18 protein-coding genes are annotated in these 17,270 nt (G+C 69.2%); 10 read left to right on the forward strand and 8 right to left on the reverse strand.

Features of this window, described 5'->3' with window-relative positions; translation table 11 throughout:
* Positions 1 to 49: 49 nt before the first annotated feature.
* The 6 genes from ACMXN5_RS13180 to ACMXN5_RS13205 all read right to left on the reverse strand — a co-directional run bounded on the left by ACMXN5_RS13180 (position 50) and on the right by ACMXN5_RS13205 (position 6,419).
* Positions 50 to 1,354, reverse strand: coding sequence for a dicarboxylate/amino acid:cation symporter (locus tag ACMXN5_RS13180; RefSeq protein WP_380034311.1), 1,305 nt, complete (start codon positions 1,352 to 1,354; stop codon positions 50 to 52).
* A gap of 497 nt (positions 1,355 to 1,851) precedes the next feature.
* The gene (locus tag ACMXN5_RS13185; protein ID WP_395794462.1) at positions 1,852 to 2,157 is read right to left on the reverse strand and encodes a DUF4229 domain-containing protein; all 306 of its coding nucleotides are present in this window, start codon (positions 2,155 to 2,157) and stop codon (positions 1,852 to 1,854) included.
* A 129-nt stretch (positions 2,158 to 2,286) separates the two neighbouring features.
* Positions 2,287 to 3,372, reverse strand: coding sequence for an SUKH-4 family immunity protein (locus ACMXN5_RS13190; RefSeq protein WP_439675421.1), 1,086 nt, complete (start codon positions 3,370 to 3,372; stop codon positions 2,287 to 2,289).
* A 328-nt stretch (positions 3,373 to 3,700) separates the two neighbouring features.
* On the reverse strand, positions 3,701 to 4,864 hold the full coding sequence (mqnE, locus tag ACMXN5_RS13195) for an aminofutalosine synthase MqnE (protein ID WP_379999536.1): 1,164 nt from the start codon (positions 4,862 to 4,864) through the stop codon (positions 3,701 to 3,703).
* 80 nt (positions 4,865 to 4,944) lie between these two features.
* Complete coding sequence (locus ACMXN5_RS13200; RefSeq protein WP_439675422.1) at positions 4,945 to 5,904, reverse strand: threonine ammonia-lyase; 960 nt, start codon at positions 5,902 to 5,904, stop codon at positions 4,945 to 4,947.
* A gap of 56 nt (positions 5,905 to 5,960) precedes the next feature.
* Positions 5,961 to 6,419, reverse strand: coding sequence for an Lrp/AsnC family transcriptional regulator (locus tag ACMXN5_RS13205; RefSeq protein ID WP_026219445.1), 459 nt, complete (start codon positions 6,417 to 6,419; stop codon positions 5,961 to 5,963).
* Between the two features lie 165 nt (positions 6,420 to 6,584).
* Between ACMXN5_RS13205 and ACMXN5_RS13210 the strand changes: the two genes are divergently transcribed.
* Entirely contained in the window at positions 6,585 to 6,734 is a 150-nt protein-coding gene (locus ACMXN5_RS13210; RefSeq protein ID WP_395794229.1) for a hypothetical protein, read from the forward strand.
* A 110-nt stretch (positions 6,735 to 6,844) separates the two neighbouring features.
* On the opposite strand, the gene ACMXN5_RS13215 is transcribed toward ACMXN5_RS13210, so the two are convergent.
* Positions 6,845 to 7,510, reverse strand: coding sequence for a UbiX family flavin prenyltransferase (locus ACMXN5_RS13215; protein ID WP_439675423.1), 666 nt, complete (start codon positions 7,508 to 7,510; stop codon positions 6,845 to 6,847).
* Between the two features lie 171 nt (positions 7,511 to 7,681).
* On the opposite strand from ACMXN5_RS13215, the gene ACMXN5_RS13220 reads away from it, so the two are divergent.
* The 9 genes from ACMXN5_RS13220 to ACMXN5_RS13260 all read left to right on the forward strand — a co-directional run bounded on the left by ACMXN5_RS13220 (position 7,682) and on the right by ACMXN5_RS13260 (position 15,328).
* On the forward strand, positions 7,682 to 8,662 hold the full coding sequence (locus tag ACMXN5_RS13220) for a hypothetical protein (RefSeq protein ID WP_439675424.1): 981 nt from the start codon (positions 7,682 to 7,684) through the stop codon (positions 8,660 to 8,662).
* A 409-nt stretch (positions 8,663 to 9,071) separates the two neighbouring features.
* A complete protein-coding gene (locus tag ACMXN5_RS13225) occupies positions 9,072 to 9,518 on the forward strand; it encodes a PaaI family thioesterase (RefSeq protein WP_439675425.1) in 447 nt (148 codons plus the stop codon).
* 148 nt (positions 9,519 to 9,666) lie between these two features.
* Positions 9,667 to 10,335 carry an iron-containing redox enzyme family protein gene (locus tag ACMXN5_RS13230; protein ID WP_395794221.1) on the forward strand — a complete coding sequence of 223 codons (669 nt, stop codon included), beginning with the start codon at positions 9,667 to 9,669 and terminating at the stop codon, positions 10,333 to 10,335.
* Between the two features lie 18 nt (positions 10,336 to 10,353).
* Positions 10,354 to 11,082 carry a hypothetical protein gene (locus ACMXN5_RS13235; protein ID WP_439675426.1) on the forward strand — a complete coding sequence of 243 codons (729 nt, stop codon included), beginning with the start codon at positions 10,354 to 10,356 and terminating at the stop codon, positions 11,080 to 11,082.
* Positions 11,083 to 11,086: 4 nt separating this feature from the next.
* The gene (locus ACMXN5_RS13240) at positions 11,087 to 12,127 is read left to right on the forward strand and encodes a methyltransferase (RefSeq protein ID WP_439675427.1); all 1,041 of its coding nucleotides are present in this window, start codon (positions 11,087 to 11,089) and stop codon (positions 12,125 to 12,127) included.
* A 19-nt stretch (positions 12,128 to 12,146) separates the two neighbouring features.
* A complete protein-coding gene (locus ACMXN5_RS13245; RefSeq protein WP_439675428.1) occupies positions 12,147 to 13,397 on the forward strand; it encodes an acyl-CoA dehydrogenase family protein in 1,251 nt (416 codons plus the stop codon).
* Positions 13,398 to 13,437: 40 nt separating this feature from the next.
* Positions 13,438 to 14,541, forward strand: coding sequence for a ferritin-like domain-containing protein (locus tag ACMXN5_RS13250; RefSeq protein ID WP_439675429.1), 1,104 nt, complete (start codon positions 13,438 to 13,440; stop codon positions 14,539 to 14,541).
* A gap of 398 nt (positions 14,542 to 14,939) precedes the next feature.
* Positions 14,940 to 15,164 (forward strand): Scr1 family TA system antitoxin-like transcriptional regulator, encoded by a 225-nt coding sequence (locus ACMXN5_RS13255; RefSeq protein WP_439675430.1) that lies wholly within the window; start codon positions 14,940 to 14,942, stop codon positions 15,162 to 15,164.
* The gene (locus tag ACMXN5_RS13260; RefSeq protein WP_439675431.1) at positions 15,161 to 15,328 is read left to right on the forward strand and encodes a DUF397 domain-containing protein; all 168 of its coding nucleotides are present in this window, start codon (positions 15,161 to 15,163) and stop codon (positions 15,326 to 15,328) included. Before ACMXN5_RS13255 ends, ACMXN5_RS13260 begins: the two co-directional genes overlap by 4 nt.
* 76 nt (positions 15,329 to 15,404) lie before the next feature.
* Here ACMXN5_RS13260 and ACMXN5_RS13265 read toward each other — a convergent pair whose 3' ends face one another.
* The gene (locus ACMXN5_RS13265) at positions 15,405 to 17,222 is read right to left on the reverse strand and encodes an N-acyl-D-amino-acid deacylase family protein (protein ID WP_439675432.1); all 1,818 of its coding nucleotides are present in this window, start codon (positions 17,220 to 17,222) and stop codon (positions 15,405 to 15,407) included.
* Between the last annotated feature and the right edge of the window lie 48 nt (positions 17,223 to 17,270).

A 17,270-nucleotide genomic window follows, 5' to 3' on the forward strand; every position in this document is an offset into this window, starting at 1 on the left:
CCCCGACCCCTTCGGCACGAGGGGATCGGGGGCGTCGGTTCGGGGTGCGTCAGACGGAGACCGGTTCGCGGTCCGGCGTCTTCTGGAGCGGGACGTGCGGCTTGGCCGGCTCGTCGGGGGCTTCCAGGTCACGCGGGTTGTTGTACATCTCCAGGTCGAGCGTCTTCTCCCGGGCGGAGACCAGAATCGGCACGACCACCTGACCGGCCACGTTCGTCGCGGTGCGCATCATGTCCAGGATCGGGTCGATCGCCAGGAGGAGGGCGACGCCGGCCAGTGGCAGGTTCACCGTGCTGAGCGTGAGGGTCAGCATGATGATCGCGCCGGTGAGACCGGCGGTGGCCGCCGAGCCGATCACCGAGACGAACGCGATCAGCAGGTATTCCTTGATGCCCAGGTTCACGCCGTAGACCTCGGCCACGAAGATCGCGGCGATCGCCGGGTAGATCGCGGCGCAACCGTCCATCTTGGTGGTGGCGCCGAACGGCACCGCGAAGGACGCGTAGTCCTTCGGCACGCCCAGGCGCTCGGTGACCTTCTGGGTGACCGGCATGGTGCCGACCGAGGAGCGGGAGACGAAGGCGAGCTGGATGGCCGGCCACGCGCCCTTGAAGTAGTTGAGCGGGTTGACCTTGCCGACCAGCCACAGCAGCAGCGGGTAGACCACGAACATCACCAGCGCGCAACCGATGTAGATGTCGGCGGTGAACGTGCCCAGCGGCTTGATCAGGTCCCAGCCGTAGGTGGCGACCGAGGTGCCGATCAGGCCGAGCGTGCCCAGGGGGGACAGCTTGATGACCCACCACAGCGCCTTCTGGATGATCTCCAGGACCAGTTCGGCGCCCTTGACCAGCGGCTCGGCCTTCGCGCCGACCGACAGGATCGCAGAACCGAGCACGACCGCGAGGAACACGATCTGCAGGACCTTGACCTCGGAGAACGCGGTGACGATGTTGGTCGGGATGATGCCGGTGAGGAAGTCGAGCCAGTCGCCGTTGGTCTTCGGCGCCTTGCCCGGGTCGGCCGGCAGCTTGAAGCCGTCACCCGGGTTGGTGATCAGGCCGATGGTCAGGCCGATGGCGACCGCGATCAGCGACGTGATCAGGAACCACATCAGCGTGCGGGCGGCGAGCCGGGCCGCGTTGTTCACGTTGCGCAGGTTCACCACGCTGACCAGGATCGCGGTGAACACCAGCGGCGGTACGGCCAGCTTGAGCAGCTGGACGAAGATCGTGCCGATCTGGTCGAGCGTCTCGGTCAACCACGAGACGCTGTACTCCTTGGCGATGAAGCCGAGGACCACACCGAGCACGAGGCCGGCGGCTATCTGCGCCCAAAAGGGCGTTCGCTTCAATGTCTTGAGGGAATCGACTGCTGATGACAAGGCAGGGCTCCTGAACGGGCACCGTGGGGGACGGAGGGTGGCGGTACGGAGCGGCCGTGAACCTGCGCATCAAAGGCACCCGAGTGCCCGCAGGAAGAACTACGAGGAAGCGTTACTTCGCGCAGAACGGCCGCAAAAGGCCGACGTGCGGGCGGTCGGGACGACGAGCGTGAAGGCGTCGGCCCGACAGGGGCACGGCAGCGGTCAGCCGCAACACAGCGCGGTGGCGCAACGGCCCAGGTCGACATGACGACGTGACACGAGCGGGAAACCCACCGCACCGTGCGTCATCTGCGTGTCGCCTGCACCGATCATGTGGCGAGGATAGCGACAGCAAACCGATAAACGCAAAGAATTACGGAACGGACACCGGCGGACACCGAGGGACACCGCCGGCCACACCTCGCTTACCCGACGTCCCAGGGCACGGCGCACACCCGTCCCGCCTCGGGGCCAGGCGCCCCGGACTAGGAGGCTTCCCGGGCGCGCGGGGAGATCGCGCCCGTCGCCTCGTCCTCGGCGCGGTTGTCCTCGGCGATCCTGGCCTTGGCCGCCTGCACCCGGTTGTACAGGGCCTCGGACATGGCCTCGCGCTGCGCGTCGAGGAACCGGTAACTGATCACCGCGGACAGCCCCGCGGCGATGGCGATCGCGATGAAGACGTTGCCGCCGCCTTCCATGTCGAACAGGCTGAACACGCCCATGGCCGCCGCGAACAGCGCGGCGAAGATGCCGAGCCGGAAGAGCGAGTAACGCAGCGCGGGATTCGACATGGTCACCTTCGGTTCCACTGGCGGACGCGGTACGAGAGGCCGCGGGCGCGAGCCCGGGCCGCCACTACCAGTCAAGCATCCCCCATTTCGGACCCGGATCCCGACCCCGAATCGGCGATCCGCTCCGGCTCAGGGACCCAGTCCGTTGATGCCGTCCAGGATCATGCCCTCCCAATAGCTGCCCGGCTCGGCCCAGGCGAGCGGGTCCACCGACGACAACAGGTCGACCGCGATCGACTCCCACACGTCGTGGATGCCGATCCCGAACCGCTCGCCCTGCCGGTGCATCCGGCCGATCACCCACATCGTGAAGGCGAGCGTGGACAGGTCGGTGTCGAGCGTGTCCAGGAACGGCTCGTCGCCGCCGGTGTTCCAGCGCCGGACCACGCCGGTACGGCCGTCCACGAGCAGATCGCCGTCCTCGCTGACATAACCCAGCACCACCAGGTGCTCCGCGTCGGCCGGCGGCTCCGGCTCGTCGTCCCAGTCCGCCCGGCGCTCGGCGGCCAGCTCCGCGAGGGTCGGCAGCGGCTTGCCGTCGCTGCGCATGTCCAGATACGCCCACGCGTCGATCAGCCCGACGTCGAGCAGGAACCGTCGGGTCGGCTCGTGCGTGATCGCGGCCGGCAGCTGCCGCTCCTCGTAGCCGGAGAACTCGTTCTCGTAGACCAGGTCGAGCATCGCGGGCGTGATCCGCACCGCCAGGCCCTCGCCGGGCAGCGCCGCGCGGCGCAGTTGCCACAGCGCGAAGGAGGTGTGCCAGAACGAGTGCCCCGGGTTCAGCTCGGGTTCGGTCTCGCCGAGCAGGTCGATCAGTTCCTCGGCGGTGCGCACCGGGCCACGGCCGGGACGGATCGCCTCGACCAGGGCGCAGTTGCGCACCAGCGTGGACACGTCGACGGACATCAGCGCCGGATCGCCGTAGCGCTCCTCGGCGAACACCCGGCCGGTCGCGCCGTCGAGCAGCACCGCCTGGTCGGCCGTGCGCAGCGAGCCGTAGGCGCCGAGCACGATGCGCCCCTCCCGACCGGGGTCCGGCGCGGCGTCGGGCGCGAAGGTGATCAGCGCCGCCCGGCGGGGCAGGCCGACCTCGGCCAGGAAGCGCCGGGTGGGCTCGTGGGCGATCCCGGGCAGGTCGTACCGGAGCACCTCGTCGGGCCCGAACCACTCCTCGACGTCGCGCCGGGTGAGCGCGATCCGCAACGCGTCAGCCATACAGCAGTCCTTCCGCCTCGTCGCGGAGAAAGCGCCGGGACGGCGCGTGGGAGTCGAGCACGTCGGGGATGTTCCCCGAGGGGACCCGCACCACCCGCTCCCGCCCGTTCGCCGGGTCGCCGGGTCGAGCAGGATCACCCTCGGGGCGAGCCACCCGAACCCGCCCGGCACGAGCATCCCGTCACCGTGCTCGCGCGGCTCGGGATACAGCCGCAGCGGCGCGGCCTCGGCGACGGGGCCGAGCCCGCGCGCGAACGCCGCCGGGTCCGCGCGCACCGTCCCGCATCGCCCCGCTCCCCCGTCGCCGATCGTCCTCGACCGCGTCGGCTCAGAGCTTCATCGGCTGCGGCGTGTCGCGCCGGGCCGGGTCCGGGCCCTCGTACTCGCGCAGCGTCTCGTAGCGCGTGTTGCGCTCCACCGGACGAAAGCCCGCGTCCCGGATCAGTTCGAGCAGGTCGTCGCGGGTCATCTTGTTCGGCGTGCCGAAGTCGTCGGCGTCGTGGGTGATCTTGTACTCCACCACCGAGCCGTCGAGGTCGTCCGCGCCGTGGTTGAGCGCGAGTTGCGCGGTGGCCAGGCCGTGCATCACCCAGAAGCACTTCACGTGCGGGACGTTGTCGAACATCAGCCGGGAGACCGCGAACACCTTCAGCGCCTCGGCGCCGGTGGCCATCGTGGTCCGGGCCTGGAGCCGGTTGCGGACGATGCCGTCCTTGCTGTCGTGGAAGTCGTGCTGGTAGCGCAGCGGGATGAAGACCTGGAACCCGCCGGTCTCGTCCTGGAGTTCGCGCAGCCGGATCACGTGGTCGACCCGGTGCCTCGGCTCCTCGATGTGGCCGTAGAGCATCGTGCAGGGGGTCTTGAGGCCCTTCGAGTGGGCGAGCCGGTGGATCCGCGACCAGTCCTCCCAGTGGGTGTCGTGGTCGACGATGTGCTGCCGGACCTCCCAGTCGAAGATCTCCGCGCCGCCGCCGGTCAGCGACTCCAGGCCCGCGTCCATCAGCTCGTCGAGGATGTCCGAGGCGGACAGGCCGGAGATCTTCTCGAACCAGTGGATCTCGGTCGCGGTGAACGCCTTGAGCGCGACGTTCGGCAGCACCTCCTTGAGCGCGCTGAGCGACCTCGGGTAGTAGCGCCACGGCAGGGTCGGGTGCAGGCCGTTGACGATGTGCAGTTCGGTGATCCCGTCCGGCTCCATCTCCTTGGCGAGCCGCACGGCCTCCTCGATGCGCATCGTGTACGCGTCCTTCTCGCCCGGCTTGCGCTGGAACGAGCAGTAGGCGCACGACGCGTTGCACACGTTGGTCATGTTGAGGTGGCGGTTGACGTTGAAGTGCACCTTGTCGGCGTTCTTCACCGTCCGCACGTGGTGCGCGAGCCCGCCGAGCCACGCCAGGTCGTCGCTCGCGTAGAGCGCGATGCCGTCCTCACGGCTCAGGCGCTCCCCGGCGAAAACCTTGTCCTCGATCTCCCTGCGCAGGCCCGCGTCCATGCGTGAGTACTCCCTCTTGGTCTTCTTGTCCGCCGCTGCGCGGCTTGTACGAGGTTACGCCCGGCGCGGGACGCGCCCGCTCAGGCCATCACCTCGGCGTAGAGCGCGGGGTCGACGTTGCCGCCGCTGACCACGGCGACGTGTTCGCGTCCGGCCGGGAGCGCGTCCTTGCGGAAGAGGTAGGCCGCGGTGGCCACCGCGCCGGCGGGTTCGGCGACCAGGCGGGCGCGCAGGCCCAGGAAGCGCATCGCCTCACGGATCTGGTCCTCGGTGACGGTGACGATGTCGTCCACGTACGCCTGGATGTGCGCGAACGGCAGCACGCCCACGGACGTGGTGCGCAGGCCGTCGGCGATGGTGCGGTAGGTCTGCGTGGTGGACCACGTGGTGCGCACGCCGGTACGGAAGGACTCGGCGGCGTCGGCGGCCAGTTCGGGCTCGACGCCGATCACCTTGGTGTGCGGGCTGGTCAGCTTGACCGCGGCGGCGATGCCGGAGATCAGGCCGCCGCCGCTGACCGGGACGAGCACGGTGTCGACGGTGGGCAGGTCCTCGGTGATCTCCAGGCCGGCGGTGCCCTGGCCGGCGATGATCCGCGCGTCGTCGTAGGGCGGTACGAACGCGTAGCCGTGCTCCTCGGCCAGCTCCCCGGCGGCGGTGTCGCGCCGCTCCGGGGTGACGATCACCACCTCGGCGCCCAGCGCGTGGGTGGCGTCGATCTTGACCTGCGGGGTGGTGTCCGGCATCACGATCACCGCCTTGGCGCCGAACAGGCGGGCCGCGTAGGCCACCGCCTGCGCGTGGTTGCCGCTGGAGTGTGCGACGACCCCGCGCGAGCGTTCGGCGTCGGTCAGCGCCGCGATCGCGTTGTACGCGCCGCGGATCTTGAACGCGCCGATCGGCTGCAGGCTCTCCGGCTTGAGCCACAGCGGCCGGTCGGCGTCGCCGTGCAGGGACGGCAGCAGGGGGGTGCGTACGGCCGTGCCCGCGATGCGCTTCTGTGCGGCCCGGAGGTCTTCGAGTGTCACCGGATTCGTCATGTCCGCCACCCTACGAGGGCTCGTCGACGACCACTCGGATGCCGGTCGGGGTGCGGCTATTCGGTGGGTTCGGGCAGTTCGGCCGCGCGGTACTCCCATTTGGTGGAGAGCACCACGGTGGTTCGGGTACGGGCCACGCCGCGCGTGCCGGACAGGCGCCGGACCACGTTCTCCAGGCCCTCCATGTCCGAGACCCGGACCTTGAGCATGAAGGAGTCGTCGCCGGCGATGAACCAGCAGTCCTCGATCTCGTCCAGGTCGCGCAGTCGGCGGCTGACGTCGTCGTGGTCGGCCGCGTCGGAGAGCTGGATCCCGATCAGCGCGGTCACGCCCAGGCCGAGCGAGACCGGGTCGACCGAGGCGCGGTAGCCGGTGATCACGCCGGCCTGTTCGAGGCGGTTGATGCGATCGGTGACGCTCGGTCCGGACAGGCCCACCAGTCGGCCCAGTTCGGCGTACGAGGCCCGTCCGTTGCCGCGCAGCGCCTGGATCAGCTTGCGGTCGACGGCATCCATGTCCGTTTCCTCCAGGTATTCGATGGTGTCCACCGGGGGTCCGCCAGGGGACTACAACATGACGCAGGCACAAACCCCCGTCATGCCTGTAATTCATTGGACGGTTTCGATTCTAACCCTTAGAATCAAAGGCATCGGAAGCCACAAGCCTCTGATGACGATTCGTTGGGAGACGACACCGTGTACACCCTGGAGATGGCCCGCGCCCACATGCAGGAACTGCATGAGATCGCGGAACGCTCACGAGCCGCCCAGCCGTCGAGCACGCTCAAGCGTGTGAAGCGTCTGGTCGGCCGCCGCAAGACCGGTCGCTGATCACCTCGGCAGATCCGGCACGACCCGCCAAGGCTCCCGTTCTCACGGGGGCCTTTTTGGTTGTGAGGAGGGCTGTGGTTGTCGGAAGGGCTGTGGTTGTGGGGTCGGGCTCACCGGGTCGCCTCGCGTCGGGCGCCGCCGAGTTCGCCGTCCCAGCGCCGGTACAGGTCGTGGTGGACGCCGAGCACGTCCAGCACCTTGCCGGCGACGAAGTCGACCAGGCGCTGTACGTCCTGCGCACCCGCGTAGAAGGCCGGCGAGGCCGGCAGGATCACCGCGCCGGCGTCGTCGAGGCGGACCAGGTGGCGCAGCGTGGTCCCGGTCAGCGGGGTCTCGCGCGGCACCACCACGAGCGGACGGCGCTCCTTGAGCGTGACGTCGGCGGCGCGCTGGAGCAGGTCCTTGGACAGGCCGATGGCGATGCCCGCGACCGAGGCGGTGCTGGCCGGGACCACGACCATGCCCTTGGCGGGGTACGAACCGCTCGCCGGTCCCGCGCCCAGGTCGCCGGCCGACCAGTAGCGGACCCGGTCGAGCGCGGACTCGTCGAGCTTGGTCCACGCGGTGAGGTCGTCGCGCCAGTGCGCGTCCCGGAACGCGATGCCGGTCTCGTCGAGCAGGGTCAGCCGGGCGGCCCGGCTGACCACGAGGTCCACCGCCTCCCCGGCGTCGAGCAGCGCGCGCAGCACCGCGGCGGCGTACGGCGTACCCGAGGCTCCCGACACACCGACGAGCCACGGACGTCGTTCTCCCCTATTGCTGTGCTCCGCGTCCATGCCCCCATTGTCGCGTCGCGGGGTCGGCGACTCCCGCAGGGGAGGGGTGTGGCCCGCGCCGTTCGGCCCCGACCCGCCCCCCGTGGCGCAATCGAGTGGACAAGGCTGCCTACCATGCGGGTAGGCATCCTTCGTGATGCCATCGATCGTTCCTCGACCGGGAGTTCAACTGTGCGTCCGATCCGGATATCCGCCGCGGCCCTGACCGTTCCGCTGGTCCTGCTCGCCGCCGGTTGTGGCGAGTCGTCCTCGGGAGACCCCTTCGAGTCCGTTGCCGCCGGCGGCAACGCCCTCGATCCGAAGGGCCCCTCGAACGAGGGCCTGAGCGTGGAAGCGCTGTCCAAGCAGGCCGAGAACGGCTACAAGGACCTCACGAACCTGCACATCGAAGGCACCGGCAAGATCTACGACGCGCCGGTCGGCGTGGACCTTCGCATCGGTACCGAGAACCGGGCCGAGGGCAAGGTGACCATCCAGGGCAAGGCGCTCGACCTGATCGCGGTCGACAAGGCGTTCTACGTCCGGCTCGCGCCCGGCACCATCCAGACCCTCGTCGACCTGGGCAAGCGGGCCGAGGCGGCCTCCCCGTCCGGAAAGTCGGGTTCCTCCTCCCGCGGCGACAAGGACCTGGGGGGCCAATTCGACACGATGTTCACCGAGGCCGCCAAGCTCGTCGAGGGCAAATATGTCAAGTTCGGCGACACCGACGCGAGCAAGTTCGGGCAGGACCTGCTGAAGGGCGGCGGTACTCCCTCGCTCGACAACCTCTTCGGCTCGAAGCCGGGCTCGGGTTCGCTGTTCGGCTCGGACTCCGACCCGGATTCCGACTCGTCCGACCCGACGGACAAGCCGAAGCTGACCAAGGGTCCGATCACCGACATCAACGGGGTCAAGACGATCCCGCTGATCGAGAAGGACGCGGACGGCGCGGTCACCACGATCTACGTGGCGGCCAACGGCACACCGTTCCCGGTGCGGGTGACCGCCGACGACAAGGGCGACGGCACCAACGAGGTGACCGTCGACCTCAAGTACTCCAAGCTCTCCGGCGGCGTCTCGCCCAAGGCGCCCCCGGCCGGTGAGACGATCGACCTGAACGGCCTGCTGAAGTCCTTCGGCGGTGGCCTGTTCGGCGACGACAAGGCCGCCTGAACCCCAACCCGTTCGATCCCGCGCGATCCCGGCGCGAACGCACTTCCTCGGCCGTCCCGCATCGTGCGGGGCGGCCGAGTCGCGTTCGGGGTCGGGAGTCGTACGCCGGCGCCCGTATGCCGGGCGCGGACACACGGGAATCGGCCGGATCGAAGGTCCACGATTCGATGGTCCGGCGGCCGATATTTGATCTCCATTCGCGATCTTGGCCGCCGGTCCATTTGCCTTCACCCGGTCGGGTGCTAATCGCCCGTCGCTCTCGCATGATCTTGCCGGAGTGGTTGACATTCGCCCTCCGACCTCACCATGCTGACAAGCGCGGCCGAATGTTCATGGGTCGGACGCAGGGGCGAGCCGCTCGAGTCGAGCCGCGAAATGTCCGGCAAAATCGAGGAAAGAAGAATCGCCGGTGCCGAATACGAACGTCGAAGAGACCGTTTTCGACCGCCTGGGGGATCTGCCGCAGGTCGCCGCTCTCGTCGACTGGACGCTGCTCGAACTCGACAAGAAATCGGATTCGATCCACCTTTCCTTCACCGCGCTGCCCGAGTTCACCAATCCGGCCGGCAACGTGCACGGCGGATTCATTGTCGCCATGCTCGACGAGTGCATGGGTTCGGCCATCGTCGGTCTCACCGACGCGGAGTTCATGCCGGTCACCGTCTCCCTGTCCACCGACTTCGTGAAACCGATTTCCGTGGGTCGAATCCTGGGTACGGGACGGATCACCTCGCGGGGCAACAGCTCGGCCTTTCTGGAGGCGAGGCTGACCGATACGGAGGGCCGGATCCTGGCCCGGGCGATCGGCACCTACCGGCTGCGCCCCTTCCCGAAGCCGCCGACGAAAACCCGTTAGTCACCGTTCCCGTTTTCCCTTCCCGCTCTCGGTTCCCGCTCCCGTTTCCGCCTTTCGTCATCGCTCTCGCACCGCGGTCGAACCCCGCCTCGGCCGGATTGTCGCCACCACCGTCCGTCAGCACGCCGGAACGAATGGAGCACCGATCATGAGCAACTTCGACGACCTGCTCGCCGCGACGGAAGAGGACTACAAGGCCTCGATCGAAAAGAACGGGCTGATCGAGCTCGTGCTCGGTGGCGGGATGAAACGCGAGCATTACGTGAGCTACCTGCGCGAGACGTACCACATGGTGCGACACACCTCGCGGATGTTGTCGCTGGCCGGCGCGCGGCTCGGCGACGACTACCGGGGCTTGCGCGACTGGTTCTTCGAGCAGGTCCAGGAAGAGAACAATCACGACCAATTCTGTATGAACGACCTGCGGAACCTCGGCGAGGACGTGGCGCAGGTGCTCGCCGTGCCGCCGAAACCCGGGTCCTGGGGACTGGTCTCGCAGAACTACTACATGGCGACGTACGGCAACCCCGTGGGCATCCTCGGCGTGGCCAGTCTGACCGAGGGCCTGGGCGCGGAACTGGGCAAGGCCATGGCCCAGGTGCTCCGGGACCGGTACGGCCTCGAACGTAATCAGGTGACATTCATCAAGAGCCACGGCGGATTCGACGCCAAACACATCGAAGACGTGAAGCGCGCGGTGAACGAGTTGTTGGTGAAGGATTCCGACATGGCCGACGTCATCCAGGGAAGGAGGATGACGATCCACTACTACAGTCGGATGTTCGACGATGTACTGACCACTCCCCTCGCGTCCTAGGGTCGAGGATTCGACGGGATGAGGAGCATACGGGAAGAGCGACGGCCCGAGGACGACGGCATTCCCACCGACCATGCGATGGCGGCCTCACCGGTGGCGTTCGTGGCCGCGCCGAAGGACGAATCCGTCCTGGCCGAGGTGCGGAAGTACCAGACGTGCATGATCACCGAGACCCAGGAACGCGAAGAATACCGCGAATTCCTGGAGAAGGCGCTCAAGCCGCTCGGCATCTATCGCGATAAATTCCTTCCCGGAGTGACGTCGAGTTGCTACAAGGTCACCTTCGACGGCCGCATGGCGGCCATCTTCAGATTGACCCCGGCGGCGCCCGACTCGATCTATCACGAGGTGATACCGGGAGCCGCGGGTCGGCGAATCATCGAGGTCAACAATGTCGCGATCGAACAGTCCTTCAAGGGCGACCTCCTACTCGGCATCATCATGCGCAACTGCGCGCTGCTTTCCCATGCCAAAGGCTTCGACTACGTCGCCGGGCTGATTCGGCACGAAATCCTGCCCATGTTCGTGGACTTCGGGACGATTCCGGTGCGTCACGCGCCCCTGCATCTCCTGGGCGACGAGACCATCTGCGACTACGTCACCTACTTCATGACCGACCGGAAAGAACACGTCGATTATGCGGTCTCCCGGAGCTACCACTATTTCCATCGGAAGGTCACCATGAAGAGAATCGCCGCCGACGTGGCCGAATCGACGTTGTGCCCGACCGATGCGCTCGGAGGCTGACGCCGTGCGCGAAGGCGAGCGGAAACCGCCGCCCTCGGCCCGGCTCACCGCGATGATCGTGCAGGTGTTGGCCGGCAAGGCGGTACACGCGGCGGCCGAGTTGGGCATCCCCGACCTGCTCGCCGGAGGACCGCGCAGCACCGCCGAGTTGGCCGAACGGCTCGGCGCGCACGGCCCGTCCCTGCACCGTCTGCTGCTGGCCCTGGCCGGGGTGGGGGTGCTGACCCCGGTCGGCCCGGACCGCTTCGAGCTGGCCGAGCCGGGGCAACCGCTGCGCACCGACGCGCCGGACTCGATCCGCGGGCTGATGCGGATGATGTGCGGCCCCGAAGTCTGGCGCAGCTGGGGCGAGTTGGTCGCCGGCGTGCGTACCGGCGAGCCGCCGTGGGAGCTGGCTCACGGCATGGGGTGGACCGAGTACTACGCGGCCCATCCCGACGCCGCCGAGACGTTCAACCTGGCCATGGCCGAGCACACCCGCGACGTGGCGCCCGAGGCGATCGCCGCCGCGGACCTGGGGCGGTTTCGTACCGTGGTCGATCTCGGCGGCGGCGACGGCACCCTCGTCGCGCACGTGTTGCGGGCCCATCCCGAGGTCGAGGGTGTGGTGTTCGACGTGCCCACCGGTCTGGCCGCCACCGCCGACACGCTCGCCGCCGCCGGGGTGGTGGCCCGGGCGCGGGTGGTGAGCGGGGACTTCTTCGACGCGGTGCCCTCGGGCTGCGACGCCTATCTGCTCAAGCAGATCCTGCACGACTGGGACGACAAGGAAGCCGGCCTCATCCTGCGCAACATCCGCGCGGTGATCCCCCCGGCGGGCCGGGTGTTCCTGCTGGAGCGCGCGCTGCCCGAGACGGTCACCCCCGGCAGCCGGTCCGAGGCCGCCGCGCTCCTGCTGGACCTGCACATGCTGGTCGTCACCGGTGGTCGCGAGCGTACCGAGGAGGAGTTTCGGCGCCTGTTGCACACCGCGGGCTTCGCGACGACCCGGATCACCACACTCCCCCGCTTCGACTTCCGGGTGATCGAAGCGACTCCGGCCTGAGACTGAAGGGGGATCGATCATGTCCCGCACGACCGACCCGACCGGGCTCGACGGCGGCACCGTCGACGGCGGCCCCAGCGACGGCGGGCCCGTCGACGGTGCCACGATCCTGGCCAACGCCCGGGCCGTGGCCCCGGTGCTGCGCGAGGAGGCCGACGCGAACGAGCGGGGGCGCCGGCTCACCCCGCGGGCCGTCGACGCGCTGCGCTCGACCGGGGTGTTCCGCATGCCGATGCCCCGGGCGTGGGGCGGGCCCGAGGTGGACATCCGTACCCAGACCCGGATCGTGGAGGAGTTGTCCGCGGCCGACGGGGCGGCCGGGTGGTGCGCCATGATCGGCTCGGACGGCGGCTACTACAGCTCCGCGCTGGACGATGCCGTGGGCCGCAAGCTGTACCCCGACCTGGACTCGATCACCGCGGGCTGGATCGTGCCGGCCGGTCGGCTCCACCGCGTCGACGGCGGCTATCGCCTGACCGGCCGCTGGCAGTTCGGCAGCGGCTGCACCCACGCCGACGTGATCATCGGCGGCGCGATCGTGTACGAGGACGGCGCCCCCGCGCGCACCGACGACGGCCGGCCCGAGGCCCGGGTCGCCCTGTTGCGCGCCGAGCAGTTCGAGATCCTGGACACCTGGTACACCACCGGCCTGGCGGGCAGCGGCAGCCACGACTACCGGATCGACGACGTCCTCGTCCCGGCCGAGCAGACCTTCCGCTTCCGCGACCTGCGCGAACGCCGCCGCGAGGGGGTCCTGTACGCCTGGCCCGGCATGTTCTTCGCCAACCTCCCCGGGGTGCCGCTCGGCATCGCCCGGGCGGCCCTCGAAGCGGCCGAGGACCTGCTGGCCGACAAGATCGCGGTGCCCGAGATGCGCCCGGCCCGGGAGGACCCCCGGGTCCGGACCGGCGTGGCCCAGGCGCACGCCATGGTCGGTGCGGCGCGCAGCCACCTGTACGACGTACTGGGCGAGCTGTGGTCGGCGCTGGAGCAGGGCACCGAACCGTCGTTGCGGCTGCGCGCGGCCCTGGTCGGCGGCTACATGCACACCATCCGGACCTGCCGCGACGCCGCCGGCGTGTTGTCCGACGTGGTCGGCAGCGCCTCGATCTACCGTGGTTGCCCGATCGAGCGCCGGCTGCGCGACCTCACCACGATCAGCCAGCACCTGATGGGCCAGCCCAAGATCATGGAGATGGCGGGCGCGATGTGGCTGGGCGTCGAGCGGGCCCTGACCAGGAACCCCTTGGCGGCCGAGGGGTTGATCTGACCGTGGACCCGACCACCGATCCGACCACGAAGGGACTGTCGTGACGTCGTTCCCGCTCTACTCCACCCCGGTGTCCGCCGACACCTGGAACGTGCCGATGGCCGGGTCCGCCCGCTTCTCCTGGGAATACGACGGGGGGCGGGAGCGGCTGCTCGCGCTGTACCAAAAGGGCAAGGACAAGCAGTGGGACGCCCGGGACCGGATCGACTGGGACCTGGAGATCGACCCGATCAACGTGGCCGGCCTGCCCGACGAGTTCAACCCGCTGCACGGCTCCGACCTGTGGGGCCGGATGTCGCAGCGCGACCGCGACGAGGTGGACCGGCACCAGGGCTCCTGGCTGTTCAGCCAGTTCCTGCACGGGGAGCAGGGGGCGCTGACCGTCTCCGCCCGGATCGTGCAGTCGGTGCCGGACATGGACTCCAAGTTCTACGCCGCGACGCAGACCATGGACGAGGCGCGGCACGTGGAGCTGTTCGCCCGGTTCGTGCACGAGAAGATCGGCATGTACTACCCGGTCAACCAGGACCTGGCCAAGCTGCTGGCCGAGTCGCTGGAGGACAGCCGCTGGGACCTGCCCTACCTCGGCATGCAGGTACTGATCGAGGGCCTCGCGCTCGCGGCCTTCGGCCTGTACCGGGACCTGGCCACCGCGCCGCTGGTCAAGCACCTGCTCGCCTACGTGATGCAGGACGAGGCCCGGCACGTGGCGTTCGGCCGGCTCGCGCTCAAGGACTACTACCGCGAACTGACCGACCGCGAGCGGGCCGAGCGCGAGGAGTTCGTGATCGAGGGCAGCCTGCTGATGCGCGACCGCTTCACCGGCCGCGAGGTGTTCGAGACGCTGGACATGCCGGTCGACGAGTGTATGGAGTGCGTCGAGTCGTCGGAGATGTTCCACCTCTACCGCTCGCACCTGTTCAGCCGCATCGTGCCGGTGGTCCGCGACATCGGCCTGTGGGGCGACGGCGTCCGCTCCGCCTACGAGTCCATGGGCGTCCTGGACCACGCCAAGTCCGACCTCCTGGCCCTGATGCGCCAGGACGAGGAAATCGCCGACCAATACGACGCGGCCCGAGCCGCCGCCGACCTCGCCACCCGCAAGGCGGAGGTCGACGCGGCAATGGAACTGGGCGCGGAGTAGCGGCGCGGGCGCGGCGTTCGCCGGTTCTCGCCGGGTCCGCCGCCTCGGGCTACGGGCGCAGGCCGCGCTCGGGCCGGCCCGTCGGCCCGTCGGCCCGTCACGTCGTTCCGCGCCAACGCGTGCATCGGTGGTAGCCGGCCGGAAAGCCATGCCCGCTGTGTCTTGAATCGCTACCGTGAGTCCGGGATCCGACAGACCTCGGGAGTCCTCATGCAGCGTTCGAAGCCCCCACCCGCCAACCCTGCCCTGGTCAGTGCCCGCGAGCTCATGGGGCTCAACTCTCAACAACGATTCGCCGACGCCTTCGAGGCCAAAGCGTTGGAGTTCGGGTACCGACTCGGTGTCAGTGTCCGGCAGATTCGCCGTCCGTCCCGGAGGACGGAGAGTGGGCTCGGTTGGTGGACGAGGTTCCCGAGCGCCTGCATCGGTTGATGACCTTGGAGCGCGACGCGCTGAGCATTCGCTCATACGAGAGTGTGTACATCCCGGGGCCACTCCAGAGTCCCAACTATGTACTCGGCATCTACCTGACTCGCCCGACGCTGCTCGATCCGGCTGCCTCGCTCGAGTTGATCGACAGGAAAAGGCGGGAAGCATGCACGGCGATCGAGACCAACCTGTGAAGTGGCGGAAGTCCTCCTACACCGAGGAGGAGAACTGCGTCGAGGTGGCCACCTTCGGCGACCGGGCGATGGGCGTACGCGACAGCAAGCTCGCGGCTTCGCCGGTGGTTCCCCTCGACACGGGGGCATGGGCATCGCTCGTGGCGGGGTTGCGCGCGCCGTAGTGGTCGAAACGACGGTGCGGGTCGGTGATCCGCACCGTCGTTCGCGTGTTCCACACGGTGGACCGCCGGGCGTGGGTCAGCGGGCGCCGCGGATCAGGCGACCCGGGCGGGCGCCGGTGTCTTGGCCGTTGCGGCGGGTTATTTCGCCGGCGACGATCGTGGCTACGTAGCCGGTGGCCTGCTGGAGCATGCGGCCGCCGCCGGCCGGGAGGTCGTGGACCATGCGGGGGCGGTGCAGGGTGAGGGTGTCCGGGTCGATCACGTTCAGGTCGGCGCGTTTGCCCTCGGCGATCACGCCCCGGTCGGTCAGGCCGTACAGCGCGGCGGTGTCCATCGTCTGCTTGCGGATCAGGAATTCCAGCGGCAGCCGCTCGCCGCGGGTGCGGTCGCGGGCCCAGTGGGTGAGCAGGAACGTGGGCTGGGACGCGTCGCAGATCATCGAGCAGTGCGCGCCGCCGTCGGCCAGGCCGAACACGCTCGCCGGGTGGGTCAGCATCTCCCGGATCGCCTCGTGGTCGCCGTCGGAGTAGTTGAACATCGGCACCATCAGCGTGGTCCGCGCGTCGTCGGCCAGTTGCAGGTCGTACAGCGTCGCCAACGGCTCCTCGCCGCCGGCCCGCGCGATCGCGACCACGGTCCGGTCCGGCAGCGGCTCGTAGTCCGGGACCGGGTCCATCGGATACATCCGGTCCAGCATGTACTGCATCGCCAGGTTGACCGAGTCGCCGGGGATGTTCGGATCGCTGGGCAGGTCCGGCTCGGCCAGGATCGCCGCCTTGACCTCGGGCCGGGCCAACTCGGCCGCGAACGCCGCGTCGTTCAAGTCGCCCGCCAAGCGCCGGTCGTCCAGCGCCCGGAAGGTCGGTCGTTTGCTGAACGCGTTGCGGGTGCCGAACCCGGTCAGCATCCCGAACGGGCGCCCCGCGATCTGCGGATGCAGTTGCGCGCCCGCCTCGTTCGCCGCCTGCGACTCGGCCATCAGCTCGCGCCACAACTGCGGCGCCGCGTTCACCTGGAGCAGCGCGAACGACACCGGCATGCCGATCTCGGCGGCGAGTCGACGCATCCAGGCCACCTCGGAGGCGGGCTTGACGATGTCCTCGCCGGACGAACCGGTCGGCGCCAGTTCGAACACGGCCCGCCCGCCCGCGGCCATCGCCCGGCCCAGGCCGAAGAGTTCGTCCTCCGTGGCGAAGGTGCCCGGCACCGGCTCGCCGCCCATCGCCTTGTGCGCGACGGTGCGCGAGGTGGAAAAGCCCAGCGCGCCGGCCTCGATCGCCTCGGTGACGATCGCCGCCATCGCCGCGATGTCCTCGGCCGTGGCCGGCTCGTTGCGCGCCCCCCGCTCGCCCATCGCGTACGCCCGGACCGCGCCGTGCGCGACCTGGACGCCGATGTCGGCGGCGAAGGTACGCCGCTCCAGCACGTCCAGGTATTCGGGGAACGTCTCCCAGCCCCACGTCATGCCCTCGGCCAGCGCGGTGCCGGGGATGTCCTCGACGCCCTCCATCAACCGGATCAGCCAGTCCTCGCGACCCGGCCGCACCGGGGCGAAGCCGACCCCGCAGTTCCCGGAGACCACCGTGGTCACCCCGTGCGAGGTGGACGGGTCGAGCACCTCGTCCCAGGTGGCCTGGCCGTCGTAGTGGGTGTGGATGTCGACGAAGCCCGGCGTGACCAGCCGGCCGGCCGCGTCGATCGTCTCGGTCGCGGCGCCGTCCAGGGCCGGATCGGGGCCGTCGTGCCGGCGCACCGCGACGATCAGTCCGTCCCGGATCCCGATGTCGCCGGCGAACCGATCCGCGCCGGTGCCGTCGACGATCGTGGCGTTGACGATCTTGAGGTCGTAGGCGGGGGTCCCGACGTCGTGCACAGGAGTTTCGAGGTCGTTCACAGCAGCCTCCCCGGTAAGGTGGGCAGACCGTACGGCTGCGCATTGTGC

Source organism: Embleya australiensis (assembly GCF_051903075.1).
Classification (GTDB): Bacteria; Actinomycetota; Actinomycetes; order Streptomycetales; family Streptomycetaceae; genus Embleya.

What these genes read in the sequence shown, in the direction of transcription:
- ACMXN5_RS13230 (WP_395794221.1), top strand. Translation starts at nt 9,667, where the DNA reads ATGAGCAACTTCGACGACCTGCTCGCCGCGACGGAAGAGGACTACAAG.
- ACMXN5_RS13190 (WP_439675421.1), bottom strand. Translation starts at nt 3,372, where the DNA reads ATGGCTGACGCGTTGCGGATCGCGCTCACCCGGCGCGACGTCGAGGAG.
- ACMXN5_RS13200 (WP_439675422.1), bottom strand. Translation starts at nt 5,904, where the DNA reads ATGACGAATCCGGTGACACTCGAAGACCTCCGGGCCGCACAGAAGCGC.
- ACMXN5_RS13185 (WP_395794462.1), bottom strand. Translation starts at nt 2,157, where the DNA reads ATGTCGAATCCCGCGCTGCGTTACTCGCTCTTCCGGCTCGGCATCTTC.
- mqnE (WP_379999536.1), bottom strand. Translation starts at nt 4,864, where the DNA reads ATGGACGCGGGCCTGCGCAGGGAGATCGAGGACAAGGTTTTCGCCGGG.
- ACMXN5_RS13245 (WP_439675428.1), top strand. Translation starts at nt 12,147, where the DNA reads ATGTCCCGCACGACCGACCCGACCGGGCTCGACGGCGGCACCGTCGAC.
- ACMXN5_RS13205 (WP_026219445.1), bottom strand. Translation starts at nt 6,419, where the DNA reads ATGGATGCCGTCGACCGCAAGCTGATCCAGGCGCTGCGCGGCAACGGA.
- ACMXN5_RS13215 (WP_439675423.1), bottom strand. Translation starts at nt 7,510, where the DNA reads ATGGACGCGGAGCACAGCAATAGGGGAGAACGACGTCCGTGGCTCGTC.
- ACMXN5_RS13235 (WP_439675426.1), top strand. Translation starts at nt 10,354, where the DNA reads ATGAGGAGCATACGGGAAGAGCGACGGCCCGAGGACGACGGCATTCCC.